Below are 25,535 nucleotides of genomic sequence, written 5' to 3'. Positions count from 1 at the left end.
GGAGAGGGCTCGAAGCCGTGCGCCGCACTGTCACACCGCTTCCCCTCCGCCCGCCTGCGGGGGGAGGGGTCGAAGACTGGTGAAGAATCCGGCTTGTTCCGGCGCACGCCGCTGTGGAACGATCGTCCGCTCATTTGCACGGAGGGGCGCGTTCATCCCTCCGGCCGCTTCGGGAGAAGACATGAAGACCCCCGTTACACTGGCGCTGGCCGCCGGCCTTCTGGCGTCCGCCGCGCACGCCGCAACGACCAGCACCATGACCACCGACAATCCGTTCGCCCAGCCCAGCACGCTGCCTTACGCGCTGCCGCCCTTCGACCGCATCCGCGACGCCGACTTCGCCCCGGCGTTCACCGCCGGCATGGCCGAACAGCGTCGCGAGATCGACGCCATCGCCAACAATCCCGAGGCGCCGAGCTTCGCCAACACCATCGTCGCGATGGAGAAGAGCGGCCGCATGCTCGATCGCGTGTCGGTGGTGTTCTCGAACCTGACGTCGTCGAACACCAACGAGACGCTGGAGAAGGTCCAGAGCGAATTCGCGCCGCAGCTGGCCGCGCACCAGGACGCGATCTTCCTCAACCCGCGGCTCTACGCCCGCGTGCAGGCCCTGTACAACACGCGCCGCCTCCTCGATCTCGACGCCGAGTCGCAGCGCCTGCTCGAGCGCTACCACACCAATTTCGTGCGCGCCGGCGCGCAGCTCGGCGAGGAGCAGAAGACCACGCTGCGCAAGCTCAACGAGGAGCTGTCGAAACTCGACACGCAGTTCGAGCAGAACCTGCTCAAGGACAGCAACGCCTCGGCGGTCGTCGTCGACACGCGCGCCGAGCTCGACGGCCTGTCGGACGAGGACATCGCCGCCGCCGCGGAAGCGGCGAAGACGCGCGGGCTCGACGGCAAGTTCGTGATCACGCTGATGAACACCACCGGCCAGCCGCCGCTGACTTATCTCAACAACCGCGCGCTGCGCGAGCGCATCCTCAAGGCCTCGATCAGCCGCGGCAACAACGGCAACGAGTTCGACAACAAGGCCGTCATCGCCCGCATCGTCGCGCTGCGCGCCCAGCGCGCCGCGCTGCTCGGCTATCCGACCCACGCCGCCTACGTGCTCGAGGACGAGACCGCGAAGACGCCGGAGGCCGTCAACCGGATGCTCGGCCAGCTCGCGCCGGCCGCGGTCGGCAACGCGCGGCGCGAGGCGACCGACATGCAGAAGCTGATCGACGCGCAGAAGGGCGGCGCGGAAAACCATTTCAAGCTGGCCGCCTGGGACTGGGCCTATTACGCAGAGAAGGTGCGCAAGGCGCGCTACGACTTCGACGAGTCGCAGATGAAGCCGTATCTGGAACTCGACCACGTGCTGCAGGACGGCGTGTTCTACGCCGCGCACCGGCTCTACGGCCTGACGTTCAAGGAGCGCAAGGATCTGCCGGTCTACCATCCGGACGTGCGCGTGTTCGAGGTCTTCAACGAGGATGGTTCGCCGCTGGGTCTGTTCCTCGCCGACTACTTCAAGCGCGACGCGAAGCGCGGCGGCGCCTGGATGAACGAGTTCGTCTCGCAGTCGGCGCTGTTCGGTACCAGGCCCGTCGTCGTCAACAATCTCAACATCCCGAAGCCCTCGCCCGGCCAGCCGGTGCTGCTGACCTTCGACGAGGTGACGACCCTGTTCCACGAATTCGGCCATGCCCTGCACGGCCTGTTCTCCAACGTGCAGTACCCGCTGTTCGCCGGCACCAACGTGCCGCGCGACTTCGTCGAGTACCCCTCGCAGTTCAACGAGATGTGGGCGACGTATCCGGAGGTGCTGCAGCATTACGCGAAGGACTACCGCACCGGCAAGCCGATGCCGCAGGCGCTGGTCGACAAGTTCCTCGCCGCCGAGAAGTTCAACCAGGGCTTCGCGACCACCGAGTATCTCGCCGCCGCGCTGCTCGACCAGCGCTGGTACCAGCTGCCGCTGGCGCAGAGCGAGATCAGGGACGTCAATGCCTTCGAGGCGCAGGCCCTGCACGAGGCCGGCGTCGATCTCGCCGAAGTGCCGCCGCGCTACCGCAGCACCTACTTCGCGCACGTGTTCTCCGGCGGCTACGACGCCGGCTACTACGCGTACATCTGGAGCGAGGTGCTCGACACCAACACCCAGCAGTGGTTCCGCGAGCACGGCCTCAAGCGCGAGAACGGCGAGCGCTTGCGCACCATGCTGCTGTCGAAAGGCGGCAGCGTCGATGCGATGACCCTGTTCCGCGCCTTCATCGGCCACGAGCCGCGCATCGAACCGCTGCTCGAGCACCGCGGGCTGGATGTGAAGGCGGCGCGGTAGCGTCCGGCGCGGCGCGCACTTCGAAGGCCCCGATCCCCCTCCGCCCGCTCGCGGGCGGAGGGGCCGGGGAGGTGGGCGCGTGCACCGCGCGCCGAATCCGCATCGCGCGCGCAGCGCCCTCCTCGCCCGACCCTCTCCTCCCGTGGGAGGAGAGGGCTCGAAGGCGCACGCCGCACTCTCATCACCGATCCCCCTCCGCCCGGCGAGGTGGGCGCCGCTGCAGCACGCCGGGCGGCGCGACAATGGACCGCTCACCCGGGCCGCCCCGCGGGGGCGGCCTTTTTTGTCGCCGGCCGCTTTTGCCGCACAATGCGCGGCGAAATTTTTCGGGAGTGCTCCATGCGGTTCTCGGATTTGCTTGCCGCCATGCGCGGCGAGGGCGGGCAATGGCTGGCGACGATCGGCGAGGACTGGCTGCAGGGTCGCACGGCCTTCGGCGGTCTGCAGGCGGCGATCGCCGCGCGCGCGATGCGCGCGCTGGTGCCGGCGACCACCCCGCTGCGCACGCTGCAGGCGACCTTCATCGCGCCGCTGCCGCCGGGCGAGGCGCGCGTCGTCGCGCGCGTGCTGCGCAGCGGCAGGTCGGCGACGCAGGTCGAGGCCGACGTCTACGCCGGCGAGCAGCTGGCCTGCCGCACGCTCGGCATCTTCGGCCTGCCGCGCGAATCGCAGCTGGCGATCGCGCCGCCGCCGCCGCGCGTGCCGGCCACGGTCGAGCAGGCCCGCGAGCTGCGCTACGTCGAAGGCGTGACACCGGCCTTCACGCAGCACGTCGATTTCCGCTGGGGCAGCGGCGGCTTTCCGTTCCGCGGCGCCACCGAGCCGAAGACGCAGATCTACGTGCGCCTCAAGGACGCGGCGCCAGTCGGCGAGGCCCAGCTGATCGCGCTCGCCGACAGCATTCCGAGCCCGGGCCTGTCGGTGCTGAGCAGCAAGGGCCCGGCCAGTTCGCTGACCTGGATGCTCGAACTGCTGCGGCCCGACTACGACGCGTCGGCCGACGGCTGGTGGCTGATGGACGCCGAGGCCAGCGCCGCGCACAGCGGTTATCTCAGCCAGACGGCGACCTTGTGGAGCCCGGACGGCAAGGCCGTGGCGCTGAGCCGGCAGAGCGTCGTGGTCTTCGCCTGAGCCGCAGCGCGCCGCCGCCTCAGGCGCGCAGCATCGCCAGCGCCGCGTCGAGCGGCACGCCTTTGGAGTAGAGGAAGCCCTGCCCGTAGCGCACGCCGAGCTGGGCGCAGCGCGCCGCCTGCTCGGCGCTCTCGATGCCTTCGGCGACCGTGTACAGGCCGAGATCGGTGGCGAGCTGCGTCATGGCGCGGATGATGGCGGTGGCGCCGGCGTTGCCGGCGATCTCGCGAATGAAGCTGCGGTCGAGCTTGATCGCGTCGATCGGCAGGCGATGCAGGTAGGACAGCGTGCCGTAGCCGGTGCCGAAGTCGTCGATCAGCACCTTGCAGCCGAGCGTGCGGCACTGCTCGAGCAGCGGACGGGCGGCGAGCGGATTGTCGAAAGCCGCCGACTCGGTGATCTCCAGGCACAGGCGCTGCGGCGCCAGGGCGTGCCGCGCCAGCGCTTCGCGGATGTGCGCGAGCAGCGGCTGCGGTTCGTCGAACTGCCGCGGTGAAAGATTGATCGAGCAGAAGGGCTGCACGGCGCCGGTCGCGGCGTCCATGCGCGCCAGCGCCGCGGTCGCCGTGTCGATGATCCAGTGGCCGATGTCGATGATCAGCGGCGAGGCTTCGGCGACGTCGATGAACGCGGCCGGCAGCAGCAGGCCGCGCCGCGGATCGCGCCAGCGGATCAGGGCCTCGAAGCCGGCGACGCGGCCGTTGTCGAGCGCGACGATCGGCTGGTAGTGCAGCTCGAATTCGCCGGCCTGCAGGGCCTGCGACAGCTCGCGCTCGGCGCGCAGCTGCTGCGCCGCCAGCTCGCCGTCGTGCTCGGGGTCGACGAAGGCCGGCGGCGCCTGGGGTTCGGCGCCGCCGCGGCCGGCGAGGCGCAGGGAGTCGCGGCTGCGCGCCATCGTCACGCGCAGCAGGTGGCGCAGCACGGGCGAGGCGCGCGCCAGCTGCGCGGCGAGCGCCTCGTGCGTGATGACCAGCAGCTCGGCGTCGTCGAGCGCCCGGGCGCTCGCCGTGCGCGTGTGATCGCCGGCCAGCGCCATCTCGCCGAACAGCTCGTTGCTGCCGAGCCTGGCGATCGCCTGCGTGCCGCCGGCGCGTTCGAGGTAGATCTCGACGACGCCGGATTCGACCAGGTAGGCGACCTCGCCGGGATCGCCGGCGCGAAACAACACTTCACCGGCGGACAGATGGCGACGGTGTTGCATGGCGACGACTCCCTGCAGTCGATGGCCGAGACGATATCAGCGCATGCGGCAACGTCGCCATCGGCAAGGTTCAAAGGCCGGTGGAGGTGGGGCGCATCTGGCTGTAGTCGTTAACGGCATCGAGGCAGCCGCGCTTGAATGCGTCCGGATAGGAAGGGCTCTCGCATTGCTTCGGATCGCTCAGCGTGCCGCGCAGCGCCCACTGGTAGCCGTCCTCGTGGGTCGTGCACAGGCCGCTGCACGGCGGCGGAGGCGGCACGGCCGGGGCGCCCGCGCAGCCGGCCAGCAGCGCGACGAATGCCGCGGCGGCGAGCGGGAGCAGCCGGAGAATCGCAATCGTGGAATTCATGAGGGGAGGCGGGAGCCGACGCAAACCAGCCGGCATTATGGCGTCTCGGGCGTCGAAAGTTCAGTCGATGTTCAGTGCCTCGTCGCCAAGGTGGGTCACGGCATCAACGCCGTGGTACGCAAGGAGGCGACCATGAATCGCGACACACTCAAAGGCCAGTGGAAGCAGGTGAAGGGCCGCGCCAAGGAAACCTGGGGCAAGCTGACCGACGACGATCTGCTGCGCGTCGAAGGCAATGCCGAACGCCTCGCCGGTCTCGTGCAGGAGCGCTACGGCGTGACGCGCGACGAAGCCGGCAAGCAGATCGACCGCTTCCTCGAGGGGATCGACGACAAGCCCGACGCTCGCCACTGAAGCGGGCGGAGCGGCGTCGCAGGCGGCACCCCCGCCCCGCGGGCGCTGATGCGACGCCGCTTCCCGTCATCGTTCCGGCCGCAAGCGGCCGAAGGAGCTGACCATGCTGCACTACGCCATCGTGTTCTTCGTCATCGCGCTGATCGCCGCGTTCTTCGGATTTTCCGGCATCGCCGCCGGCGCGGTGTCGATCGGCAAGATCCTGTTCTTCGTGTTCCTGGTGCTGGCGGTCGTGTCGTTGCTGCTGGGCCGCCGTCCGGTACCCTGAGTTTGTCCACCCAGGCACGAGAAGCCGGCCGCGCGCCGGCTTTTCTTTTGGCGGCGTCCGGCGGGATGTCGCGCGGCCCGATGCCTAGGGTTGCTCGCGCAGGCCGAACGGCATCTGCAGGCCGGCGCCGGCCAGCACCGAGCCGCGCCGGTCGTCGTCGCGATCCTCGCGCGGGAAGCTGTAGCCGAGCACCCATTCGGCATAGAGGCGGCCCTTGAACAGCGGATGGCGGAACGTGGTCTGCGCGCCGTACTCGTGCAGCGGCACGTCGTCGCCGGTCTCGCCGCGCACGAACAGCTCGTAGGCGAAGCCGCTCTTGATGCGCCGCATGGCCTGGTACAGCGTCCAGGTGACGCGCCAGTCGACGCCCTGCGTCGACTGCGAGCGCGTCCCGACATTGCCCCAGCGGAACAGCAGGTCGTCGGTCAGCACATGGCTGTAGTCGGCGCCGAGCGTGATGCCGAGATGATCGCTGGTGGTCCAGAACGGCGTCGCGCGCAGCAAGACCAGATCATTGTCGTCCGAGTAGGCGTTGTAGCGGGCGCGCGCCTGCACGAACGCTTCCGGGCTGGCGAGGCCGCGCACGCCGGCGCGCAGGTCGGTGCGAAAGACGTTGTTGCTCGGCAAGGCATAGCCGAGACCCGCGAACACCTTGTCGTGGTCCTCGACCTGCGGAAAGTTGTTGCGCAGCGTCGTGTTGTCGAGACGGTCGCGGATGAAATCCTCTTCGTCGTCGCGGCCGATGAACGCCGACAGGTGCTGGTTGATGTTCGGCAGGTCGACGCGCGCATCGAAGCGCAGGCGCACCTTGTTGCCGTAGAACTGCGACCAGTTCTCGGCGAGCTCGATGTTGCCGTAGACCTTGCGCGATTCGCCGACGTAGTAGTAGTCGCCGAACAGGCCGTCGAACCACATCGAACTGGCGCAGACCATCTCCTCGACGCGACGGCGCGTCATGTCGATCGCCTGCTCGTTCGGCGGCACGGCCTGGTCGCAGAGGCGCGATGGCGTGATCGGCCTGTCGTAGCGATCGGTGGCGTTCTTCGGCACCACGGCGCCCGGCGAGGTCAGGCCGCTGGCGTCGGTGGTGAAGACCTGCTCCGTCGCCGCCGGCGTGTCGGCCTTGTCGGGCAGGCCGGCGGGCGGCGAGGGCTTTTCCTGCACGTCCGGGGCGGGCGCCGCTGCGTGCGTCTGCACCGGCGGCGCATCGCTGCCCGATGGCGCCGGCACGTCGGTGGCGGGCGGCTCGTAGCCGCTGGCCTGCGGCAGCGCGGCGGAGTCGCGCGGCACCGCGTCGGGTCCGTGGCGAGGCGCCGCCGCGCAGGCCGCGAGCAGCGCCGCCAGCGTGCAGGCGCCGGCGCGGCGGCCGAGGCCGGACGGCGCGGCGCGGCGCGAGGACGCGCGAGGGTCCCGGGCGGGTTTCATACGACGCTTCGACTCCCTGAATGCGGCGACGGTGGCGACGACGATGGCGAGCGCGCCATGTACCGTCCCTGAATCGTCCGCTCCGCGGCATCATATGCCGACATGTCCGCCGCGCCGCGCAAGATCCTGCATATCGACATGGACGCGTTCTACGCGTCGGTCGAACAGCGTGACGATGCCACGCTGCGCGGCCGCCCGGTGGTGGTGGCATGGCGCGGCGCGCGCTCGGTGGTCTGCGCGGCCTCTTACGAAGCGCGCGCGTTCGGCGTGCGTTCAGCGATGCCGGCGGTGCGCGCCGAGCGCCTGTGCCCCGGCGCGGTGTTCGTGCCGCCGGACTTCACGCGCTACCGCGCGGTGTCGCGCGCGGTGCGCGAGATCATGCTGGCGCATACCGATCTGGTCGAGCCGCTGTCGCTCGACGAGGCCTATCTCGACGTCAGTGTCAACAAGCAGGGCCTCGCCTCGGCGACCGAAGTCGCGCAGCGCATCCGCGCCGAAATCCGCGAGCGCCTGCAGCTCACCGCCTCGGCCGGTGTGGCGCCGAACAAGTTCCTCGCCAAGATCGCCTCGGACTGGAAGAAGCCCGACGGCCTGTTCGTGATCCGCCCGAAGGACGTGCTCGATTTCCTCGCGCCCCTGCCGGTCGCGCGCCTGCCCGGCGTCGGCAAGGTGATGGATGAGCGCCTCGCCGAGCTCGGCGTGCGCACGGTCGGCGAATTGCGCGGGCGCGCGCTGCCCGAACTCGAACAGCGCTTCGGCCGCTACGGCCGGCGCCTCGCCGAACTGGCGCACGGCATCGACGAACATCCGGTGCAGCCGGACCGGCCGACGCAATCGGTGTCGGCCGAGGACACCTTCGAGAGCGATCTGCCGATCGGCGCCATCGAGCCGCACATCCGCCGCCTCGCCGAGAAGACCTGGGCGGCGGCGCGCAAGACCGAGCGCGTGCCGCGCACCGTGGTGCTGAAACTGAAGACGCGCGACTTCCGCATCCTCACGCGCAGCCTGACGCCGCCGCAGCCGCCGGCTTCGGCCGGAGCGCTGATCGCCTGTGCGCTGCAGCTGCGCGATCGCGTCGCCGCCGATGCCGTCGGCGTGCCGGCCGACACCCTGTATCGACTGGTCGGCGTCGGCCTCGCCAACTTCCACGAAGCGGACGACCCGCTGCCGCAGGCCGATCTGTTCGCGGCCGCGTCCTGAGGCCTTCGCTTAGCTTCTGATGGTCCGCTTTCTGCTTCAATAGCCAGGCGCGCATTGGCACGCACGGCATTCCCAGGACTCATGAAACCCGAACACCAGACTCCGGTCATCGGCCTCGCGCTCGGCAGCGGCTCTTCGCGCGGCTGGGCGCACATCGGCATCATTCTCGAACTCGAGGAAATGGGCATCCGCCCGCAGGTGGTCGCCGGCACCTCGGTCGGCGCGCTGGTCGGCGGCGTCTACGTGTCGGGCCAGCTCAACGAATTCGCCGAGTGGGTGTGCAAGCTCACCGTGCGCGACGTGGTCGGCCTGATGGATTTCACCTTCAGCGGCGGCTTCGTCAAGGGCGAGCGCCTGTTCGGCTTCTTCAACGAGCATCACAAGAACCCCAACATCGAGGAACTGCAGCAGCGCTTCGTGTCGGTGGCCACCGAGATGAAGACCGGGCGCGAGGTCTGGATCACCAAGGGGCCGGTATGGACCGCGGCGCGCGCGTCCTGCGCGATCCCGGGGCTGTTCACGCCGGTCAAGCACGACGACAAGTGGATGCTCGATGGCGGCCTCGTCAATCCGGTGCCGGTGTCGGCCTGCCGCGCGCTCGGCGCCGACGTGGTCATCGCCGTCAATCTCAACGCGCAGCTGATCGGCGCGCACCTGTCGACCGCCAGCCGCGTCGAGGCGGAACGCGAAGCCGGCCAGGAAGAGAAGCGCGACGAGAAGAACCGCAGCTTCTGGCAGAAGGTCATCAACTACCTGCAGTCCAGTACCGGCGAAGTCCCGAGCTTCTTCGACGCCGTGGCGTCCAGCATCAACATCATGCAGGACCGCCTGACGCGCTCGCGCATGGCCGGCGATCCGCCGGAGGTCACGCTGGTGCCGCGCCTCGACGACTTCGCGCTGATGGATTTCCACCGCGCGAAAGAGGCGATCAACGAAGGCCGTCGCCTGGTGCGCGCGCACGAAGCCGAAATCCGCGCCTGGACCGGCGTCGGCAGCACCCAGAGCGCACCGGCCGTCGAAGCCGCGCAGCGGCAGGCCCTGCAGGCGGACGCGAAACCGGCGCCGGCGGCTTGAGGCTGCCTTACGGCGCGCCCAGTAGCGACATCATCTCGAACAGCGAGACGATGCGGTAGCCGGGCGGATCGCTGAAGCGCGAGGCGGGTTGCGCGGCGGTGCTGATCGACTTGAGCACGCCGGCGCCGTCGCCCACGCCGGTGAAGCTGCCGGCGTAGCGCAGCGGCAGGCCGGGCAGGCGCGCGGCGGGCACCCAGGGGCCGCCGGTCTGGCGCAGCAGGGTCATCGCCTGCTGCAGCGTCTGCGCGTCGTGCGCGCTCAGGCCGAGGTCGGCGTAGGTCGCCATGCACAGCGTGCGGCGGTCGCCGTTGTCCGCCTGCTGCGCATAGACCTCGCAGGGAATGCCGGCGATGCGCTCGCGCGCGCCGGTCTTCGCGTAGGGCACGTTCTCGTCGCGTCTGGCCTGGCGCAGCGCGGCTTCCGCCTGCGCGCGCTGCGCGGGATCGAGATTCTCGAGCGCGAGCTGCACGAGCGGCTGCGTGGCCGGATCGGCGGCGCTGCTGATGCCATTGATGAGCTGCTGCATCTGTTCAACCGTCGCCGTGGTCTGCGCTTTCGCCTGTGGATTGATCTGCGTCAGCGTGCGCGTCTTCAGATCGACGACCACGTAGCTGTTGCCCGGCGCGTAGGCGACGTCGACGCGCAGCTTGTCGCCGGCGACGAACAGGCGGCCGTGCGGCGCGCCGCTGGCGGCGTCGACGTAATCGAGGGCGGCGTCGGCCCATGCGGGCAGGGCCGCCAGTGCGCTGCAGCCGCCGCACAACAGTGCGGCGGCGAGGAATCGGGACGTGCTCATCGCGCGCAGTGTGCCGCGGCCGGCCGCACGGCCGCTGAACGCGCGACGGCTCAGATCTTCGCGCGCGTGGCGATGCGCACCATCAGCCGGGCGACGACGGCGAGCACGACGAGGCCGACGAACTGGCCGAACTGGAACTGCGCCGGCAGCGCCAGCACGTCGGCGCGGCCGGAGACGACGATGGGAATCGCGATGATGATGCCGGTCAGCGCTTCGCCGGTGATCAGGCCGGCCGAGAACAAGGTGCCCGGACGATGGATGCGGTCGCGGCGCTCCTCGTCGCGCGGATCGAGCTTATGCTTGCGCTCGACGAGATGCGCGAGCACGCCGCCGAGGAAGATCGGCACCATCAGTTCGAGCGGCAGGTAGATGCCGATCGCCGCGCCGAGCACCGGCACGCGGAACGTGGCGCCGCGCGCCTTGAGGACTTCGTCGAGGGCGATGACCAGCGCGCCGATCACGGCGCCGATCGCGATCATGGTCCACGGCAGCTGGCCGCCGAACAGGCCCTTGGCGACCGAGGCCATCAGCGTCGCCTGCGGCGCGGCCAGCGAGTTCGGGTGCTCCGGCGTCGGCGCGCCGATGCCGTAGGCGGCGGCGAGCAGGTTCAGCACCGGCGCCATGACCAGCGCGCAGGAGAAGGCGCCGATGCCGATCATCAGCTGCTGCTTCCACGGCGTCGCGCCGACGATGTAGCCGGCCTTCAGGTCCTGCAGGTTGTCGCCGCCGACGGCGGCGGCGCAGCAGACGACGGCGCCGATCATGATCGCGGCGACGGCGCCGATCGGCGACGTGCGGCCGAGCAGCAGCATCAGCACCAGCGAGGCGAACAGGATGGTGGCGATGGTGATGCCGGACACCGGGTTGTTCGACGAGCCGACGAGGCCGGCGAGATAGCCCGACACCGAGACGAACAGGAAGCCGGCGACGATCATGATGATCGTCATCGGCACGCTCACTGCCCAGTTGTGCACGATGGCCTGGTAGAGGCCGGCGAGCGGCAGCACGAACAGCACCAGGGCGATCAGCATCCACTTCATCGGCAGATCGCGCTCGGTGTCGGCGACGATCGCGCCGGTGCCCTTGCGCGCCGCGGCGAGGCCGGACTTGATGCCGGAGACCAGCGACTTGCGCAGCGAGAACAGCGTCCAGATGCCGCCGATCAGCATGGTGCCGACGCCGAGGTAGCGGATCTTCGCCGACCAGATCGCGTAGCCGAGCGTCTCCGCGTCCATGTCGGCGACGCGCGCGGCGAGCGCCGGATCGGAATGCAGGAAGAAGGCGTGGTAGATCGGGATGGCGATGTTCCAGGACAGCACCGAGCCGGAGACCACGACGATGCCGACGTTGAGGCCGACGATGTAGCCGACGCCGAGCAGGGCCGGCGACAGATTGGTCGCCATGAACGCGAAGTAGCGGCCGATGAAGGTGGCGCCGATCGCCGCATCGGGAATCAGGCGCAGGCCGCTCGCCGCGGCGAGCTTGATGACGGCGCCGATGCCGCCGGCCAGCGCCAGGATCTTCACGCCGGGGCCCGCCCCGGCAGTGCCGTGGCTCTCGCCGGCCTTCAGCACTTCGGCCGCCGCCTTGCCTTCGGGGAAGGCGAGCGGCTCGTCGACGATCATCGAGCGCCGCAGCGGCACCGAGAACAGCACGCCGAGCAGACCGCCGAGGCCGGCGATGGCGAGCACCCAGGAATACTTGAAGTCCTGCCACCAGCCGAGGATGACGAGGGCGGGAATCGTGAAGATCACGCCGGCGGCGATGGAAGAACCCGCGGACGCTCCGGTCTGCACGATGTTGTTCTCGAGGATGGTGCCGCCGCCGAGCACGCGCAGCACCGCCATCGACACCACCGCCGCGGGAATCGCCGTGGCGATCGTCAGGCCGGCGAACAGGCCGAGATAGGCGTTGGCGGCGGCGAGGATCATCGCCAGGATCACGGACAGGATGATCGCGCGCAGCGTGAGCTGCGGGACGGCCGGCGCGGATGCGCTCATCGTTTTCACTCCCGAAAAGACGTTCTTAGCATGCGGTGACGGCGCGGCGGCCGCAGATGGGCCGATTGTGGCATGGCCCCGGCGTGCGCAGCGCATCGCGTCCGCGGCCTGAGGAATTTCCCGACGCCGCGTCGCGCGCACGAAAAAGCCGGGCAGGGCCCGGCTCGTGGTGCGGCGCTTCGCGTCTCAGGACTTCGACGTGCAGTCGAAGATGGCGATCGACTTGCCGTCGGTCTGGCTCACGTTCTGCAGCTTGGCGGTCTTGCCGATGCTCTGGCAATAGGCCATCGCGCGGTTGGTGACCTTGGGCAGATCGTCGCCGTCGTCGAAGCTGTACGAAATGCCTTCCGGCGTCGGATTGAGCTTCTGCGGCGCGCTGCTGCAGGCGGCGAGCAGGCCGAGCGCAGCGGCGGTGAGCGCGACGGCGGGTGAACGGTGCAGGGCCTTCATGGCGTTTCTTCCTCCGTGATGAAACCGCCGTCATCACAGACGCCGGGCACTGAATTCGCCCTGAACCTCCGCTTCAGCCGCCCGTCATGTTGATCTCGTCGACCTGGCCGTTGAGCGTCCAGTAGTCGTACAGCACGCCGATCAGGAACAGGCCGCCGGTGCACAGATAGATCAGGCCGGTGATCCACTTGCCGAGATAGAAGCGGTGGATGCCGAGCCAGCCGAGGAAGGTCAGCAGAATCCAGGCGACCGAGTAATCCTTGGCGCCGCTGCGGTAGCGGATGTCGGCCGCGCGGTCCATGCCGGGAATCAGGAACAGGTCGACGATCCAGCCGATCAGGAACAGGCCGGCGGTGAAGAACCAGATCGTGCCGCTGATCTGCCGCCCGTAGTAGAAGCGGTGCGCGCCCATGAAACCGAAAATCCACAGCAGATAGCCGAGCAGCAGGTTGTGGCTCTTGTTCTCGCTCATCATGGCTCCTTGCGTTGCGAGGGCGCCGGACAATCGACGATCTCCGCGCCCTGGTCGAAGACGATCTTCCAGACGCCGGGCGCTTCGCGGCGCCAGATCGAGCTGAAGCCGGAGATGCGCTGGCCCGCCGGATCATGCACCGGGCCGCGACTCAAGGCGAGCGTGCCGGAGGCGAGCACTTCGACCTGCTGCGGCTGCCACGAGAACGGCGCCGCCTTGCCGTCGAAGAAGGCCTTCCAGGCGGCGGCCACTTCCGGCTTGCCGCGCAGCGGGCGCGGGCCGCCGACGAAGACCGCATCGTCGGCGAGAAAGCGCTGGAAGGCGGCGAAGTCGCGATCGGCCATGCTCCGCGCGAAGGCGCGCTCGGTCGCCGCGACTTCGGCGCGCAGCGCGTCGGCATCGTCCTCGGCGCGTGCGGGCCACGGCGACAGCAGCAGGAGCGTCAGGGCCGGCGCGAGCAGATGCGCGCGGAAACCTGCGACGAAGCGCGAGTGCGGATGCATGACAGTCCCCCGAAATGCGAACGGCGCCGTCGGGCGCCGTGTCGTCTCATCGATGCGCCGCAGTGTAGCGCCGCCCTCGGCGATGCGACAGCCGCGCGGGCCGTGCCTCAGCGAGGCAGATAGCGCACGCCGCTGGCCCGCTCCGACCAGGCCCACAGGCGCTCGCCGAGCGCGGGGTCGCGGGCGGCGTCGCTGGCCTCGACACGGCGCGGCGCGCCGCGCAGTTCCTTGAAGCCGGCCGGGCCGATGTAGTCGCCGCCGCGCGCCTCGGGCGCGGTCGCCGCGTACAGCGCCGGCAGCGCGCCGATCGCCGGCGCCTGCGCGAACAGCCGGGTCGCCAGGCGCATGAAGAAGCCGCCGGCGTCGTCGTTGGTCGCGCTGTAGCCGGGGTGCGCGGCAACGGCGATGACGGACGAGCCGGCGCGACGCAGGCGGCGGTCGAGTTCGAAGGTGAAGGCCAGCGCCGCCAGCTTGCTGGCGCCGTAGGCGTCCATCTCGCGGTAGGCGCGCCGCTCGTAGGCGGCGTCGTCGAGATCGAGGCCCGCGGTCATGCGGTGCGCGAGGCTGCCGGTGTTGACGACGCGCGCGGCCGGCGCGCGCTGCAGCGTTTCGAGCAGCAGGCCGGTCAGCGCGAACGGCGCGACATGATTGGTGCCCAGATGCGTCTCAAAGCCGTCGCGCGTGCGGCCTTGCGGCACCATGATCGCGGCGGCGTTGTGGCAGAGGATGTCGAGCCGCGGCCAGCGTGCCGCGACCTCGGCGGCGAAAGCGCGCACCGACGACAGATCGGCGAGATCGACCGGCAGCGCGACGAGATCGGCGCGCGGCTGCGCGGTGCGGATCGCGGCGATCGTCGCGTCCATGCGCGCGAGGTCGCGGCAGCCGGCGATGACGGTGGCGCCGGCGGCGGCGAGCGCGGTGGCGATCTCGCGGCCGAGGCCGCGATTGGCGCCGGTGACGAGCGCGGTCCGGCCGGCCAGCGAGGGAATGTCGGAGCGGCACCAGGAAGCCATGGGACGGGGCGAGACGTCGGCGGCGCGGTCGTGCGCCTGCCGCATCGTGCGCGGCGCGCCGTCAGCGCGCCTACCACGAATGGACGGCCGCCGCGCAGATCCCGTGTTGCATTCCGGCTGCGCCGCGACGCTCGTGACGAATGGATCGGCGGTGCCGCGGATCAGGCCGCGGCGGCCAGGCGCAGGTGCGCCTCGATGGCGCCGGCGTGCGGCGAGGGCGGCGCCGGGCGGGCGCTTTGCAGCGCGAGCGCCAGGCGCTGATAGACGCGCGCGTAGACCTGCAGCTCGGCGGGCCGCGCCGCAGCCGGCGTGCGCGCGATCAGCGCACGCTGGCGATCGAGATAGCGCAGCACGCGCTGTCGGCAGCTGGCGGATGCGGCGGCCAGCGTCGCCAGCGCCGGCACCAGCGGGATCGTGCGGTAGCCGCCGAGCGGCGGCTGGCCGGCGAGCTCGCGGCGCAGCTCGGCGCGCAGCGCCTCGCCCCACAGCGCGCGGTCGCGCGCCGTCTCCTCGCGATAGCGCGCGAGCGCCCGCCGGTCGCCGTCGTCGACCAGGGCGCCGCCGATCAGCATCGCGCGCGAGCCGGGCGTGGCCTGCGTGGTGATGCAGCCGGCCATCGCATACGGCGCCTGCCGGCGCCGCGCTTCGAGCAGCGCGGCCTGGCCGGCGTCGGGCCGCGTCGGATCGAGCGGCACGGCCTGGCACATGGCCGGCCGCCGCGTGTGGATGCCGCAGCGGCGGTCGGCGTCGAGCGCCGGGCAGCCGGCATCGCCCCGTTCGAGCCCCTGCGTGCGCAGGGCGAGCGTGTCGCCGCCGCCGTGAATGGCGATGCAGCCGACGAAGCTGTCCTCGTGCTCGAACAGCTCGGGCAGGCTCATGGCGGGCGGCGAATCGCAGCAGGCGCCGCAGGCGCTGCAGCGGAAATGGATGTCGCGCGCGGCGCTCATCCGCGCACGACGGTGCGGAAGCCGACGTGCTGCGACGCGAGGTCGGCCTCCTGCGCCTCGCGCGCGGCGGCGCGGTAGCGCACGCAGAAACTCTGCGAGCAGAGGAAGGAGCCGCCCTTGATGACGTAGGTCGGCGCGCCGCCGGCGTGCGCGGCGCTGACCACGGCGATGTCGCCGTTGGCATGCGACTGGTGCGCGCCGACGTAGCGATCCCGCGTCCACTCCCAGGCATTGCCGATGGTGTCGTAGAGCGCGTAGCCGTTGGCCGCGAAGCAGCCGACCGGCGCGAGCTCCGCGAAGCCGTCCTCCTGCGCGTTCTGGGTCGGGAACAGGCCCTGCCAGTAGTTGGCGAGCGGATGGCCGTCGCGGTCGCGCGGCTCCTCGCCGAGCGCGGCGTCGCTGCGCCCGGCCTTGGCCGCGTATTCCCATTCGGCTTCGGTCGGCAGCTCGCGGCCGAGCCAGTGCGCGTAGGCCTGCGCGTCGGCGAGCGTCACCAGCGTCACCGGATGGTTGTCGCGGCCCCGCAGATCGCTCTGCGATCCCTGCGGATGTTTCCAGCTCGCGCCTTCGACGAAGTTCCACCAGGCGTAGGGGCGCGCGTTCAGCTCGTCGGCGTTCGGGCGATGGAAGACGGCGGCGCCGCCCTGGCGCTCGGCCTCGGTGACGTAGCCGCTGGCGGCGACGAAGGCGGCGAACTGCGCGTTGGTCACTTCGGTGCGGTCGATCCAGAAATCGCCGACGCGCACCTTCGCGTCCGCGGGCCGCTCGTCGGCATAGCCGCGTCGCGAGCCGAGCTCGAAACGTCCGCCGCGCAGGTGTGCCATGCCGGCGTGCGGATCGTCGCGCCAGCGCGGCGGCAGGCCGCTGTACGCGGCACAGGCCGCGCGCGTGCCGAGCGCCGCGGCGGGCGGCGCGGGCGGCGGCGGCGCGCTGCAGGCCGCGAGCTGCCATGCCGCGAGCATGCCCGCGAGTGCGGAAACGGTGATGCGCGGACCGATCATCGGGCGGATTCAGGCGGGCTACGAAGCGTGGAGCATGCCGCGCGTGCGGGCGCGACGCGCGGCGACGACATCCATCTTAGTAGTAACCCTTCGGCTGCAGCGGCTCGACGCCGCCGACGCTGCTCATGTAAGCGCTCCACTGCGTGACCAGCTGTTCGACGACATCGGGGTGCTGCGCCGCCACGTCCTCGACTTCGCCGCGGTCGCGGCGGATGTCGTACAGCTGCCAGTGCCCGTCGGCGGGGCCGACCGGCGGCTCGGTCCAGCGCGCCTTCCAGTTGCCGTCCGGGCTCAGCACGTAGGCGCGGCCGTAGGCTTCGTCGCCGAAGCCATCGCTGTGCACGGCCTGCGCGGTCTTGCCCTCGAGCACCGGCAGCAGCGACTTGCCGGTCACCGGATACACGTTGCGGCCGTTGTAGACGACCTTGCCCTTGTTGGCGTCGACGCCGCTGTCCGGATCGATCGCCGCCGGCGCCGGCGTGGTCGGCGGCTGCACGCCGGCGATGGCGAGGAAGGTCGCGGTGTTGTCGGTGACGTGCGTGAACTCGTCGTAGGCGGCGGCGCTCTTGCCCTGCCCGGGCAGGCGCACGATCGCCGGCACGCCGACGCCGCCTTCGCCGGAGTAGCCCTTGGTCAGCGACAGCGGCGTCGCGCTCACCTCGGCCCAGCGCAGGCCGTACTTGAGATTCTTCGCGCTGGTCTGGCCGTTGTCGGTGCCGAGCGTTTCGTAGACCGGCGAGCTCGCGTTGGCCTCGTCGGTCGTCTTCGGGTCGGCGCCCGAATCGATCGGCCAGCCTTCGGCGCCGTTGTCCGACTGGAACATGATGAAGGTGTTGTCGTACTCGCCGATGTCCTTCAGGTGCTGGATCAGCAGGCCGATGTTGTAGTCGAGGTTGTTGACCATGCCGGCGTAGATTTCCATGTAGCGCGCCTGCGCCTTGCGCTCCAGCGGCGTCAGGTCGTTCCACTCCTTGTCGACGTAGCCCTGGTGATGGTCGACGTAGCCGTCGGCCGGGCCGTGCACGGCGCTGATGTACTTCGCCGCCGGCGTGCCGTTGTTGGCGCTGGCCGGCGCGCGCGTCGTCGTACCGGGCAGGCCGGGGAAGGGATTGAAGCTCGCCGGAATGATGCCGAGCTCGATCTGCCGCTCGATGCGTGCCGCGCGGATCGCGCCGTAGCCGACGTCGTAGCGGCCCTTGTACTTGCTGAGCCAGGGTTCCGGCACCTGCAGCGGCCAGTGCGGCGAGGTGTAGGCGGCGTAGGCGAAGAACGGCTTGCCGTCGCCGTGGCCGGCGTCGATGTAGGAGATCAGCTTCTGCGTGTAGAAGTCGGTCGAGTAGAACACCGCCGGCGTGCCGCCGGCGCCGCCGGGCTGGCCCGGCTGGCCGGGCTGCACGTAGGCGCCGTCCTCGGTGTAGTTCTTCGAGCCGGCCAGCTCGTGCGCGAAGTGATTGCTCGCCGCGCCGCCGAGCAGCGCGTAGCTGTGCTCGAAGCCCCACTGGTCCGGCGTCTCGCCGCTGCCGGCGTCGCTGCCCGGGATGCCGGAACCGAGATGCCACTTGCCGGCCATGTAGGTGTGATAGCCGGCGTCCTTGAGCAGCTGCGCGACCGACAGCGAGCGGTCGTTGAGATAGCCCTCGTAGCCCGGCAGGCCGGCGCGCTCGTCGTTTGGCCGGCCCATGGTGCCTTCGCCGACGAGATGATGATCGGTGCCGGAGATCAGCATCGCGCGGGTGATCGCGCAGACCGTGCCGGCGTGGTGATTGAGCAGCAGGCGGCCGCTGGCGGCGAGCGCGTCGAGGTTCGGCGTGTCGATCTCGCCGCCGAAGGCGTGGATGTCCGAGTAGCCGAGGTCGTCGGCCATGATGTAGAGGATGTTCGGGTGCCCGCCGGCGTCGTCGTGATGATCGCCGCCGCAGGCCGACAGGCTGGCGACGATCGCGGTGGCGATCAGCGTGCGGCGCAAGCCGCGCGATTCCTTGATGCCGCGTGCCCGCGCACCGTTCATGCGAACCTCCCCTTGGTGAAGGGGCGCAGTCTAGGAACGGCACCGTCGTGCCGGCCAGTAACGATTGGCTCGATGCTTATACGCGAACCTGGCGCGGCGCTTCAGGCCGCGGCGTCCACCGCGCAGTTGCGGCCGCGGGTCTTGGCACGGTACAGCGCCGCGTCGGTCTGCATCAGCCAGGCGCGCACGTCGTGCATGGTCGACGACAGCTCGGCGACGCCGATGCTCACCGTGCACGAGCCGCGCAGCTGCGCGTCGAAGCTGGTCTCGATGATGCGCTCGCGGATGCGTTCGGCGATGCGGTGCGCGGCGTCGCGTCGCGTCGCCGGCAGCACGATCGCGAACTCGTCGCCGCCGTAGCGGCCGGCGATGTCGGTGCTGCGCAGCTCGCGGCGGATGATCGCCGCGATGCCGCGGATCACGCTGTCGCCGACCGGATGTCCGTAGCGATCATTGATGCTCTTGAACAGGTCGATGTCGATCAGCAGCATGGTCGCCGCCGGTCCGCCGCGACGGAAGCTTTCGAGCATGCCGAGCGCCGCTTCCTCCCAGTGCCCGCGGCTCGCCAGGCCGGTCAGCGCGTCGACGCTGCTCAGCTCGGCGAGCTGACGGTTCTGGCGGCGCACCTTGCGCACCAGCGCGTAGGTCGCGGTGCTGACCGCGAGCGGATAGGCGATCAGCAGCGGCAGGCAGGCGACGATGACCGGCGTCGGCGTCGGCCATTCGACGACGAAGCCGGTGACCAGCCCGCCCAGCGCGGCGCAGCTCAGCTGCGCGGTCGCGGTACGCGCCAGCAGGCGCCAGCCACCGGCGGCGAGCTTGTCCATCGACAGCATCGTCGCCAGCAGCACCGACGGCAGCAGCATGAAATGCATGAGCGCGATCCAGATGCCGCCGAGCGCCGAATCGATCAGCAGATTGCGCATCTCGGCGGCCTGCGGGCGCCCGTCGTGCAGCGACCAGCGCAGCGCCACGTGCGGCCACACCAGGGCGTGCAGCAGCATGCCGAACCAGGCCAGCGGCGGCGCCTGCACGGCGGCGAAGGTCGCGGCCACGGCGCAGGCCCCGGCGCCGAGACCGAGGACGCGCAGACGGTAGACGCGCCGCACGAAGCGCTCGTCTTCGGTGTTTGCCCTGCTCGCCATGCGTTCCCGGATTCGCCCGTGCGCAGTGTGCCAGCACGGCCCCCGCCGCGCACGGGCCGCGCGCCGCGCACGACGAGTCTCTTTGCGCGAGTTCAGTACCGATTCAGTGCACCGGCTGCACTTTTCGCTGGCGGCGCCGGTTCCTCGGCGTAGTGAATAAATCGTGAATCCACGGAGGGATGTCGACATGAAATACAAGAAACTGCTGCTGCCGGCGCTGGCGATGGGCGCCGTGGTCGCGATGCCGATGCCGGCGCTGGCGGACGATCTGCCGCATCGGGAGCCGGGCTTCTTCATCGGCGGCGGCGCCATCTACACGCGCGTCAAGAACGAGTTCTACGAATCGGATGACTTTCCGAACCAGCCGGACGACTTCGATGACGACCACGTGTCGTGGAAGGCGCTGGCCGGCTTCCGCTTCAATCCGGTGCTGTCGATCGAAGGCCAGTACGTCGACTTCGGCGATGCCGAGAACAACAGCGCGCGCGCCGAAGCCGACGGCTGGACGGCGGCCCTGGTCGCCGACATCCCGCTGCGCTACGTGCAGCCCTACGCCAAGGCCGGCGCGCTGTTCTGGAACGAGGACGCCCATATACGCGGAACCAACTTGAAGGCCAGCGACGACGGCACCGATTTCTTCTGGGGCCTCGGCGTGCGCGTTCCGCTCGGCGAAGGCGTCGACCTGCGTGCCGAGTACGAGCGCTACGATCTCGACGGCGACAACGTCGACACCAAGATCGATGCCGCCTCGCTGAACCTGCAGTTCAATTTCGGCGGTTGACGGCAGGCGGCGGCCGGCACGCGCGATGCCGGCCGCCAGCGCTTGCGTCTCAGCGCGCCGCCGGCGCGTCGGGCCCGCGCTGCGGCACGCGGACCAGTTGCGCGACGTCGTAGCCGAGCTCGGCGATGCGCCGCCGCGCCGCCGCGAAATCGGCGTCGGACACGCTCGGCGTGCGGGCCATGTACCAGACGTAGTCGCGCTTGCTGCGCGCGACGATCACCTGCGCGTAGTCGGCGGCCAGCCAGGCGATCCGGTATTCGGCCTTGAACGGCCAGACGAACTGCACCGCCCATTCGGCATTGCTGACGTGGTCGACGACGGTGGCCGTCGAGCTCAGGGTCTTCAGCGGCGCGTCGAAGCGCTTCCGGCGGTAGCTGAAGGTGGCCGGGATCGAGCCGTCGGGCGCCAGCTCGTAGTGTTCGATGGCGTTGACGGTGTCCTTCTCGATCCAGGTCGGAATGCTGGCGATCACGTACCAGCTGCCGGCGTAGCGCGACAGATCGACGTGCGCGACGCTCGGCAGCGGCGGCGGCGAGGCCGCGCATCCGGCGACCAGGGCGGAAAGCATCAACAGCAGCGGTTTGTGGGGCATGCAGGCTCCGGCTCGACGATGGCTGGGAATGAAGCGCATGCCCGGAATACGCGGCGGCCGCCGGTCCGGATTCAGCGCCGCGCCGGACGGCTGCGTCCGACGGCGGGCCGCCGATATACTGGAAACGACGAAAGCCGGAGCCCGATGTGCAAGCCCCCGCCATCCCCGAGGACGAAATCGAGCGCCTCGCGCAGCTGCGCGCGCTGCGCATCCTCGATTCACCGATCGAGGCGCGTTTCGAACGCATCACCCGGCTCGCCCGCCGCACCTTCGACGTGCCGATCTCGGCGATCTCGCTGCTCGACAGCGACCGCCAGTGGTTCAAGTCGGTGGCCGGGCTGACGATCTGCGAGACCTCGCGCGAAGTCTCCTTCTGCGGCCACGCCCTGCACAGCGACGAGGTGATGGTGGTGGACGACGCCGGCCACGATCCGCGCTTCGCCGACAACCCGCTGGTCACCGGCGATCCGCGCATCCGCTTCTACGCCGGCTGCCCGGTGCGCGGCCCCGCCGGCGCGCGGCTGGGCACGCTGTGTCTGATCGATCGCAAGCCGCGGCAGATGAGCGGCGGGGATCGCGAAGCGCTGGCCGATTTCGCGAAGATGGTCGAGGCCGAATTCCGCCTCAACCTCGTCTGCGGCGCGCAGGACGAGCTGCTCGCCGAACTCGACCGTATGCGCCTGCGCGCTTCAATCGACCCGCTCACGCGCCTGTGGAACCGCGGCGCGATGAACGAGATCCTGCGCCGCGAGCTGGCCGCCGCGCGCGGCGACGGCAAGGGCACCGGCCTCGTGCTGGTCGACCTCGATCACTTCAAGCAGATCAACGATAGCCACGGCCATGCCGTCGGCGACGAGGTGCTGCGCGAGGCGGCGGCGCGCATGCTCGCGGCGATCCGCGCACGCGATTCGCTCGGCCGTTATGGCGGCGAGGAATTCCTGGCGATCGTGCCGGAGGCGACGCCCGAAGACGCGCGCACGGTCGCCGAACGCCTGCGGGCGGCGCTCGCCGGTGAACCGCTGCCGACCCTGAGCGGACCGATCGGCGTCACCGCGAGCCTCGGCGTGCGCTGGGTCGAGGCGCGGGACCGGCGCGCCGCCGACGAGTTGCTGCGGCCGGCGGACGCGGCGCTGTACCGCGCCAAGCGCGGCGGCCGCAATCGCGTCGAGATCGGCGACGCTCAGGACGCCGGGTCGACATCCTCGTAGGCGTCCCAGCGGAAACGCGGCGTGCAGATCGCGAGGAAGATCAGGTCTTGCTCGCCGTCGTTGCGGATGCGCTGGCGGTGGCCGGCCGGGATCAGCACGACGTCGTCACGCGCGACGCGCAGCGCCGGCAGGCCTTCGACCTCGACGGTGCCGTGGCCGCTGACGATGACGTAGCGCTCGGCGATGTCGCGCAGGCGGTGCCAGCGCGTCGTCACGCCGGGCGCGACGCGCGCCCTGGCGATCGACACGGCCTCGTCGCCGTCGTGATTGGACAGCTCGGTGATGTAGCAGCGCTCGGCGGTCAGCCGCTCGGCCTGCGCGTCGCCGCGCCGCACCGCCGGCTGCGGGCCGGCGCCGGTCACGATGCGTCGCGCGGCACCTGGCGCGCCGCCCACATGTTGTCGACCAGATTCGGATAGCGGCGGCCGGCGGCCTCGGCGCGCGCGCGCGCGGCGGCACGCTGGCGTTCGCTGAGCGGCGTCGATTTGCGGCCCGGTGACGGTTTGCGCCAGGGTGGTGTGCTGTTTCGCGGCATCGGTTCTCCGGCTTCGCTGCGCTTGCGCGGCGCGCGATGGCATCATCGCCGCCATGCTGCCTCGTTCCTCCACCGCCCGCCAGCGCATGCCGCGGACGCATGCATGAGCCTGCTGCTCGGCTTGATCACCGGCCTCGTGCTCGGCCTGACCGGCGCCGGCGGCTCGGCGCTGGCCGTGCCGCTGCTGATGTGGGGGCTCGGCTGGAGCCTGCCGCAGGCCGCGCCGGTGGCCCTGGTCGCGGTCTGCGCCTCGGCGCTGTTCGGCACCGTCGTCGCCTGGGACGTCGCCTACATCCGCTACCGCGCCGCGCTGCTGATGGCGCTCGCCAGTCTCGTCACCGCGCCGCTCGGCCTGTGGCTCGCCACGCGCCTGCCGCATGCCGTGCTCGCCGGTCTGTTCGGCGCGGTGCTGGCGATCGTCGCGCTGCGCAACTGGCGCCTGGCGCGCCGCGCGCCGCGCGAGGCCGCGATCGTGCGCGCCACGGTGGCGGGCGACGAGGGCGCGGCGGCGGGGCCCGTCTGCCGGCTCGATGCGCGCGGACGCCTGATCTGGAACTGGCCCTGCGCCACGTTGATCGCCGCGACCGGCGCGGCCACCGGCTTCCTGTCCGGCCTGCTCGGCGTGGGCGGCGGCTTCGTGATCGTGCCGTCGCTGCGCGCCGGCAGCGAACTGTCCATGCATTCGGCGATCGCCACCTCGCTGCTCGCCATCGCCCTGATCAGCGCGGTGACGGTGCTGATGAGTCTGCTGCAGGGCCACGCGCTGCCGTGGGCGATCGCGCTGCCGTTCGTGCTCGGTGCCCTCGGCGGCATGTACGGCGGCCGGCGCCTCGCGCCGCGCATCGCCGGCGCGCGGCTGCAGGAAGCTTTCGCGCTGCTGATGCTGCTCGTCGCCGGCGGTCTCGTGGCGCAGGTGACGGGCTGGCCGTGACCGACGATGCGCTACGATGCGGCGCCGACAAGAACGAAGGAGAGGCGGGACGATGATCGGTTACACGCTGTTCGGTACCAATGACCTGGCGCGCGCGACGCGCTTCTACGACGGCATCCTCGGCGAGCTGGGCGCCCGGCGCGGCATGCAGACCGAGCGCTTCATCACCTGGAACATCGCGCCCGACAAGCCGGGCTTCGGCGTCTGCAAGCCCTACGACGGCAAGACCGCCAGTGTCGGCAACGGCACCATGATCGGCCTCGCCGTCGACCGGCCGGAGACCGTCGACCGGCTGTATCGCAAGGTGCTCGAACTCGGCGGCAGCGACGAAGGCGCGCCCGGCGATCGCGGCGGTGGCTTTTACGCCGCGTACTTCCGCGACCCGGACGGCAACAAGCTCAACTTCTTCTGCATCAAGCGTTGAGCGCGCCGCCCGCTCAGCCGGGCAGCGCGTATGGACCGCCGCGCTCCAGCGCGCGGCGATACGCCGGCCGCGCGCGGATGCGCTCGACGAAGGCGGCGATGCGCGGATAGTGGCCGCCGCCGCGCGCGCCGGCCGCTTCGCAGGGAAAGCTCATCTGCACGTCGGCGGCGCTGAAGGCGTCGCCGGCGAACCAGGCGCTCCTGCCGAGCTCGGCGTCGACGTAGGCGAGATGCGTCTTCAGGTTCGGCTCGACGAAGCCCTGCAGCACGCCGTCGCCGATCCTGCGCGCCAGCGGCCGCACCAGCGCCGGCGCGCGCGGCGCGATCTGGCTGAGCACGAGCTTCATCACCAGCAGCGGCATCAGCGAGCCTTCCGCGTAGTGCAGCCAGTAGCGGTAGCGCAGTCGCTCCGGCGTGCCCGCCGCCGGCTGCAGGCGGCCCTCGCCGTAGCGTTCGAGCAGGTATTCGATGATGGCGCCGGTTTCGGCGATCGTGAGTTCGCCGTCGCTGATCACCGGCGACTTGCCGAGCGGGTGCACGGCGCGCAGCTCCGGCGGCGCCAGCATGGTCTTGCGGTTGCGCTCGTAGCGCTTGACCTCATACGGCAGGCCGAGCTCCTCGAGCAGCCACAGCACGCGCTGCGAGCGCGAGTTGTTGAGGTGATGGACGACGATCATGCGGACGGAATCCAGTTCCAGAAATCGGGCTGCGTGTTGAGCCAGTCGTGCGCCGCCTTCTTCGCCTGATGGTCCATTTCGTCGATGCTGAACAGCGGGCCCCAGTCGCGTTCGTCGGTCTCGATGCTGAAGCCCGCGCGCTGCGCCTCGCCCTTGAGGAACTGCAGGTAGGCGCCGATCTGGCCGTCGTAGGCGATCGCCGCTTCGGGCCTGTCGTGCTCGATCTTCAGCGCCGTGCGGCGGTGGGTCGGAAGGTGGATCGTGATGATGGCGCGCGGCATCGCAGTCTCCTTCGCAGCGGCCGCGGGATTGCGGCCGGCGCTGCGCGCAGTGTCGGGGCAGGGCGCGGACGCCGCAAGCGCGCCGCCGGCAGCGGCCTCAGTCGCCGAAGTACAGGTGCGGATCGATCTGCGCGTGCGGTGGCATCTGCAGGTAGAAACCGTCGGCGGCGAGGCGCTCGATGACTTTCGCGGCATCGGCGCGCGCCAGCTTGCGCTGCGGCGTCAGCTCGAGCTTCATCACCTCGATCAGGCGGCCGGTGCGCTGGCGCAAGGCCTCGGGCAGGCTGTCGGGCGCCACATCGCTGCGCAGATACAGATACATCTCGGCCTGCCGCGTGCAGCGGTAGACGAGGCAGGACATGCGGGTTTCGCTCACGGTCGGCAGGCGTTCATGAAGCCGCGGGCAGGATGCGGCGAAGGTCGCGATCAGCGCGCGCTGACTCT

At 70.5% G+C, this 25,535-nt stretch carries 29 protein-coding genes; 10 read left to right on the top strand and 19 right to left on the bottom strand.

The genetic code is table 11. The annotated features are described in order from the left end of the window. Window positions 1–181: 181 nt before the first annotated feature. Window positions 182–2,326, top strand: coding sequence for a M3 family metallopeptidase (locus K344_RS0118105; protein ID WP_028081854.1), 2,145 nt, complete (start codon window positions 182–184; stop codon window positions 2,324–2,326). A gap of 339 nt (window positions 2,327–2,665) precedes the next feature. Next, on the top strand, window positions 2,666–3,457 hold the full coding sequence (locus K344_RS0118100; protein ID WP_028081853.1) for an acyl-CoA thioesterase: 792 nt from the start codon (window positions 2,666–2,668) through the stop codon (window positions 3,455–3,457). Window positions 3,458–3,476: 19 nt separating this feature from the next. Here the strand turns inward: K344_RS0118100 and K344_RS22465 are convergent, their stop codons facing one another. Then, window positions 3,477–4,658: an EAL domain-containing protein gene (locus K344_RS22465; protein ID WP_051362393.1), complete on the bottom strand. Its 1,182-nt coding sequence runs from the start codon at window positions 4,656–4,658 to the stop codon at window positions 3,477–3,479. A 70-nt stretch (window positions 4,659–4,728) separates the two neighbouring features. Continuing rightward, window positions 4,729–5,007, bottom strand: a complete 279-nt coding sequence (locus K344_RS0118090) for a hypothetical protein (protein ID WP_028081852.1) — start codon at window positions 5,005–5,007, stop codon at window positions 4,729–4,731. A gap of 132 nt (window positions 5,008–5,139) precedes the next feature. Here K344_RS0118090 and K344_RS0118085 point away from each other — a divergent pair, with 132 nt between their 5' ends. Together K344_RS0118085 and K344_RS23695 are read left to right on the top strand one after the other, a co-directional pair. Next, the gene (locus K344_RS0118085) at window positions 5,140–5,361 is read left to right on the top strand and encodes a CsbD family protein (RefSeq protein WP_028081851.1); all 222 of its coding nucleotides are present in this window, start codon (window positions 5,140–5,142) and stop codon (window positions 5,359–5,361) included. A 103-nt stretch (window positions 5,362–5,464) separates the two neighbouring features. After that, on the top strand, window positions 5,465–5,629 hold the full coding sequence (locus K344_RS23695; protein WP_028081850.1) for a DUF1328 domain-containing protein: 165 nt from the start codon (window positions 5,465–5,467) through the stop codon (window positions 5,627–5,629). Window positions 5,630–5,713: 84 nt separating this feature from the next. On the opposite strand, the gene K344_RS0118075 is transcribed toward K344_RS23695, so the two are convergent. Next, a complete protein-coding gene (locus K344_RS0118075) occupies window positions 5,714–7,054 on the bottom strand; it encodes a hypothetical protein (RefSeq protein ID WP_028081849.1) in 1,341 nt (446 codons plus the stop codon). 102 nt (window positions 7,055–7,156) lie between these two features. On the opposite strand from K344_RS0118075, the gene dinB reads away from it, so the two are divergent. Both dinB and rssA read left to right on the top strand, forming a co-directional pair. Next, window positions 7,157–8,254 carry a DNA polymerase IV gene (gene dinB, locus K344_RS0118070; RefSeq protein WP_028081848.1) on the top strand — a complete coding sequence of 366 codons (1,098 nt, stop codon included), beginning with the start codon at window positions 7,157–7,159 and terminating at the stop codon, window positions 8,252–8,254. An 81-nt stretch (window positions 8,255–8,335) separates the two neighbouring features. Further along, window positions 8,336–9,328 carry a patatin-like phospholipase RssA gene (gene rssA / locus K344_RS22460; protein ID WP_051362392.1) on the top strand — a complete coding sequence of 331 codons (993 nt, stop codon included), beginning with the start codon at window positions 8,336–8,338 and terminating at the stop codon, window positions 9,326–9,328. 7 nt (window positions 9,329–9,335) lie between these two features. Here rssA and K344_RS0118060 read toward each other — a convergent pair whose 3' ends face one another. From K344_RS0118060 to K344_RS0118015, 10 genes are all read right to left on the bottom strand, one after another. Beyond that, window positions 9,336–10,124 (bottom strand): hypothetical protein, encoded by a 789-nt coding sequence (locus tag K344_RS0118060; RefSeq protein ID WP_157623101.1) that lies wholly within the window; start codon window positions 10,122–10,124, stop codon window positions 9,336–9,338. A 50-nt stretch (window positions 10,125–10,174) separates the two neighbouring features. Continuing rightward, complete coding sequence (locus tag K344_RS0118055) at window positions 10,175–12,124, bottom strand: OPT family oligopeptide transporter (protein WP_028081846.1); 1,950 nt, start codon at window positions 12,122–12,124, stop codon at window positions 10,175–10,177. Window positions 12,125–12,310: 186 nt separating this feature from the next. After that, complete coding sequence (locus tag K344_RS0118050; protein ID WP_028081845.1) at window positions 12,311–12,574, bottom strand: hypothetical protein; 264 nt, start codon at window positions 12,572–12,574, stop codon at window positions 12,311–12,313. A gap of 73 nt (window positions 12,575–12,647) precedes the next feature. Next, on the bottom strand, window positions 12,648–13,046 hold the full coding sequence (locus K344_RS0118045) for an NINE protein (RefSeq protein WP_157623099.1): 399 nt from the start codon (window positions 13,044–13,046) through the stop codon (window positions 12,648–12,650). Beyond that, window positions 13,046–13,549: a YybH family protein gene (locus tag K344_RS0118040; protein WP_051362391.1), complete on the bottom strand. Its 504-nt coding sequence runs from the start codon at window positions 13,547–13,549 to the stop codon at window positions 13,046–13,048. The genes K344_RS0118045 and K344_RS0118040 overlap by 1 nt, the downstream gene beginning before the upstream one ends. Before the next feature lie 107 nt (window positions 13,550–13,656). Continuing rightward, complete coding sequence (locus tag K344_RS22455) at window positions 13,657–14,562, bottom strand: oxidoreductase (protein WP_043114970.1); 906 nt, start codon at window positions 14,560–14,562, stop codon at window positions 13,657–13,659. A gap of 161 nt (window positions 14,563–14,723) precedes the next feature. Further along, window positions 14,724–15,509 (bottom strand): YkgJ family cysteine cluster protein, encoded by a 786-nt coding sequence (locus tag K344_RS0118030; RefSeq protein WP_028081842.1) that lies wholly within the window; start codon window positions 15,507–15,509, stop codon window positions 14,724–14,726. Next, on the bottom strand, window positions 15,506–16,510 hold the full coding sequence (locus tag K344_RS0118025) for an SUMF1/EgtB/PvdO family nonheme iron enzyme (RefSeq protein WP_028081841.1): 1,005 nt from the start codon (window positions 16,508–16,510) through the stop codon (window positions 15,506–15,508). Before K344_RS0118025 ends, K344_RS0118030 begins: the two co-directional genes overlap by 4 nt. Window positions 16,511–16,586: 76 nt before the next feature. Further along, window positions 16,587–18,518: an arylsulfatase gene (locus K344_RS0118020; RefSeq protein WP_051362390.1), complete on the bottom strand. Its 1,932-nt coding sequence runs from the start codon at window positions 18,516–18,518 to the stop codon at window positions 16,587–16,589. A 101-nt stretch (window positions 18,519–18,619) separates the two neighbouring features. Further along, window positions 18,620–19,663: a diguanylate cyclase gene (locus tag K344_RS0118015; protein ID WP_028081839.1), complete on the bottom strand. Its 1,044-nt coding sequence runs from the start codon at window positions 19,661–19,663 to the stop codon at window positions 18,620–18,622. Window positions 19,664–19,850: 187 nt separating this feature from the next. On the opposite strand from K344_RS0118015, the gene K344_RS23230 reads away from it, so the two are divergent. Continuing rightward, window positions 19,851–20,444, top strand: a complete 594-nt coding sequence (locus tag K344_RS23230; protein ID WP_028081838.1) for a porin family protein — start codon at window positions 19,851–19,853, stop codon at window positions 20,442–20,444. Between the two features lie 49 nt (window positions 20,445–20,493). Here K344_RS23230 and K344_RS0118005 read toward each other — a convergent pair whose 3' ends face one another. Further along, on the bottom strand, window positions 20,494–21,036 hold the full coding sequence (locus K344_RS0118005; protein WP_051362389.1) for a lipocalin family protein: 543 nt from the start codon (window positions 21,034–21,036) through the stop codon (window positions 20,494–20,496). Window positions 21,037–21,182: 146 nt separating this feature from the next. Between K344_RS0118005 and K344_RS0118000 the strand changes: the two genes are divergently transcribed. Then, window positions 21,183–22,244 carry a sensor domain-containing diguanylate cyclase gene (locus tag K344_RS0118000; protein WP_028081836.1) on the top strand — a complete coding sequence of 354 codons (1,062 nt, stop codon included), beginning with the start codon at window positions 21,183–21,185 and terminating at the stop codon, window positions 22,242–22,244. Here the strand turns inward: K344_RS0118000 and K344_RS0117995 are convergent. Together K344_RS0117995 and K344_RS24370 are read right to left on the bottom strand one after the other, a co-directional pair. Then, window positions 22,217–22,606 (bottom strand): cupin domain-containing protein, encoded by a 390-nt coding sequence (locus K344_RS0117995; protein ID WP_211234581.1) that lies wholly within the window; start codon window positions 22,604–22,606, stop codon window positions 22,217–22,219. The genes K344_RS0118000 and K344_RS0117995 overlap by 28 nt on opposite strands. Beyond that, on the bottom strand, window positions 22,603–22,779 hold the full coding sequence (locus K344_RS24370) for a hypothetical protein (RefSeq protein WP_169729322.1): 177 nt from the start codon (window positions 22,777–22,779) through the stop codon (window positions 22,603–22,605). Before K344_RS24370 ends, K344_RS0117995 begins: the two co-directional genes overlap by 4 nt. Before the next feature lie 103 nt (window positions 22,780–22,882). Between K344_RS24370 and K344_RS0117985 the strand changes: the two genes are divergently transcribed. Next, window positions 22,883–23,710: a sulfite exporter TauE/SafE family protein gene (locus tag K344_RS0117985; RefSeq protein ID WP_028081834.1), complete on the top strand. Its 828-nt coding sequence runs from the start codon at window positions 22,883–22,885 to the stop codon at window positions 23,708–23,710. A gap of 52 nt (window positions 23,711–23,762) precedes the next feature. Beyond that, window positions 23,763–24,134 carry a VOC family protein gene (locus K344_RS0117980; protein WP_028081833.1) on the top strand — a complete coding sequence of 124 codons (372 nt, stop codon included), beginning with the start codon at window positions 23,763–23,765 and terminating at the stop codon, window positions 24,132–24,134. Window positions 24,135–24,147: 13 nt separating this feature from the next. Here the strand turns inward: K344_RS0117980 and K344_RS0117975 are convergent, their stop codons facing one another. The 3 genes from K344_RS0117975 to K344_RS0117965 all read right to left on the bottom strand — a co-directional run bounded on the left by K344_RS0117975 (window position 24,148) and on the right by K344_RS0117965 (window position 25,467). Further along, the gene (locus K344_RS0117975) at window positions 24,148–24,810 is read right to left on the bottom strand and encodes a glutathione S-transferase family protein (RefSeq protein WP_028081832.1); all 663 of its coding nucleotides are present in this window, start codon (window positions 24,808–24,810) and stop codon (window positions 24,148–24,150) included. Next, complete coding sequence (locus K344_RS0117970) at window positions 24,807–25,091, bottom strand: hypothetical protein (protein ID WP_028081831.1); 285 nt, start codon at window positions 25,089–25,091, stop codon at window positions 24,807–24,809. The genes K344_RS0117975 and K344_RS0117970 overlap by 4 nt, the downstream gene beginning before the upstream one ends. Window positions 25,092–25,188: 97 nt before the next feature. Continuing rightward, the gene (locus K344_RS0117965) at window positions 25,189–25,467 is read right to left on the bottom strand and encodes a YcgL domain-containing protein (RefSeq protein ID WP_051362388.1); all 279 of its coding nucleotides are present in this window, start codon (window positions 25,465–25,467) and stop codon (window positions 25,189–25,191) included. Between the last annotated feature and the right edge of the window lie 68 nt (window positions 25,468–25,535).

This window comes from Solimonas soli DSM 21787, assembly GCF_000474945.1.
Classification (GTDB): Bacteria; Pseudomonadota; Gammaproteobacteria; order Nevskiales; family Nevskiaceae; genus Solimonas; species Solimonas soli.
This window is presented reverse-complemented; position numbering and strand designations above follow the sequence as displayed.

Bases quoted from the DNA above. Each gene is read 5' to 3' on its own strand.
- K344_RS0118105 (WP_028081854.1), top strand. From the start codon at position 182: ATGAAGACCCCCGTTACACTGGCGCTGGCCGCCGGCCTTCTGGCGTCC.
- K344_RS0118100 (WP_028081853.1), top strand. From the start codon at position 2,666: ATGCGGTTCTCGGATTTGCTTGCCGCCATGCGCGGCGAGGGCGGGCAA.
- K344_RS22465 (WP_051362393.1), bottom strand. From the start codon at position 4,658: ATGCAACACCGTCGCCATCTGTCCGCCGGTGAAGTGTTGTTTCGCGCC.
- K344_RS0118090 (WP_028081852.1), bottom strand. From the start codon at position 5,007: ATGAATTCCACGATTGCGATTCTCCGGCTGCTCCCGCTCGCCGCCGCG.
- K344_RS0118085 (WP_028081851.1), top strand. From the start codon at position 5,140: ATGAATCGCGACACACTCAAAGGCCAGTGGAAGCAGGTGAAGGGCCGC.
- K344_RS23695 (WP_028081850.1), top strand. From the start codon at position 5,465: ATGCTGCACTACGCCATCGTGTTCTTCGTCATCGCGCTGATCGCCGCG.
- K344_RS0118075 (WP_028081849.1), bottom strand. From the start codon at position 7,054: ATGAAACCCGCCCGGGACCCTCGCGCGTCCTCGCGCCGCGCCGCGCCG.
- dinB (WP_028081848.1), top strand. From the start codon at position 7,157: ATGTCCGCCGCGCCGCGCAAGATCCTGCATATCGACATGGACGCGTTC.
- rssA (WP_051362392.1), top strand. From the start codon at position 8,336: ATGAAACCCGAACACCAGACTCCGGTCATCGGCCTCGCGCTCGGCAGC.
- K344_RS0118060 (WP_157623101.1), bottom strand. From the start codon at position 10,124: ATGAGCACGTCCCGATTCCTCGCCGCCGCACTGTTGTGCGGCGGCTGC.
- K344_RS0118055 (WP_028081846.1), bottom strand. From the start codon at position 12,124: ATGAGCGCATCCGCGCCGGCCGTCCCGCAGCTCACGCTGCGCGCGATC.
- K344_RS0118050 (WP_028081845.1), bottom strand. From the start codon at position 12,574: ATGAAGGCCCTGCACCGTTCACCCGCCGTCGCGCTCACCGCCGCTGCG.
- K344_RS0118045 (WP_157623099.1), bottom strand. From the start codon at position 13,046: ATGAGCGAGAACAAGAGCCACAACCTGCTGCTCGGCTATCTGCTGTGG.
- K344_RS0118040 (WP_051362391.1), bottom strand. From the start codon at position 13,549: ATGCATCCGCACTCGCGCTTCGTCGCAGGTTTCCGCGCGCATCTGCTC.
- K344_RS22455 (WP_043114970.1), bottom strand. From the start codon at position 14,562: ATGGCTTCCTGGTGCCGCTCCGACATTCCCTCGCTGGCCGGCCGGACC.
- K344_RS0118030 (WP_028081842.1), bottom strand. From the start codon at position 15,509: ATGAGCGCCGCGCGCGACATCCATTTCCGCTGCAGCGCCTGCGGCGCC.
- K344_RS0118025 (WP_028081841.1), bottom strand. From the start codon at position 16,510: ATGATCGGTCCGCGCATCACCGTTTCCGCACTCGCGGGCATGCTCGCG.
- K344_RS0118020 (WP_051362390.1), bottom strand. From the start codon at position 18,518: ATGAACGGTGCGCGGGCACGCGGCATCAAGGAATCGCGCGGCTTGCGC.
- K344_RS0118015 (WP_028081839.1), bottom strand. From the start codon at position 19,663: ATGGCGAGCAGGGCAAACACCGAAGACGAGCGCTTCGTGCGGCGCGTC.
- K344_RS23230 (WP_028081838.1), top strand. From the start codon at position 19,851: ATGAAATACAAGAAACTGCTGCTGCCGGCGCTGGCGATGGGCGCCGTG.
- K344_RS0118005 (WP_051362389.1), bottom strand. From the start codon at position 21,036: ATGCCCCACAAACCGCTGCTGTTGATGCTTTCCGCCCTGGTCGCCGGA.
- K344_RS24370 (WP_169729322.1), bottom strand. From the start codon at position 22,779: ATGCCGCGAAACAGCACACCACCCTGGCGCAAACCGTCACCGGGCCGC.
- K344_RS0117985 (WP_028081834.1), top strand. From the start codon at position 22,883: ATGAGCCTGCTGCTCGGCTTGATCACCGGCCTCGTGCTCGGCCTGACC.
- K344_RS0117980 (WP_028081833.1), top strand. From the start codon at position 23,763: ATGATCGGTTACACGCTGTTCGGTACCAATGACCTGGCGCGCGCGACG.
- K344_RS0117975 (WP_028081832.1), bottom strand. From the start codon at position 24,810: ATGATCGTCGTCCATCACCTCAACAACTCGCGCTCGCAGCGCGTGCTG.
- K344_RS0117970 (WP_028081831.1), bottom strand. From the start codon at position 25,091: ATGCCGCGCGCCATCATCACGATCCACCTTCCGACCCACCGCCGCACG.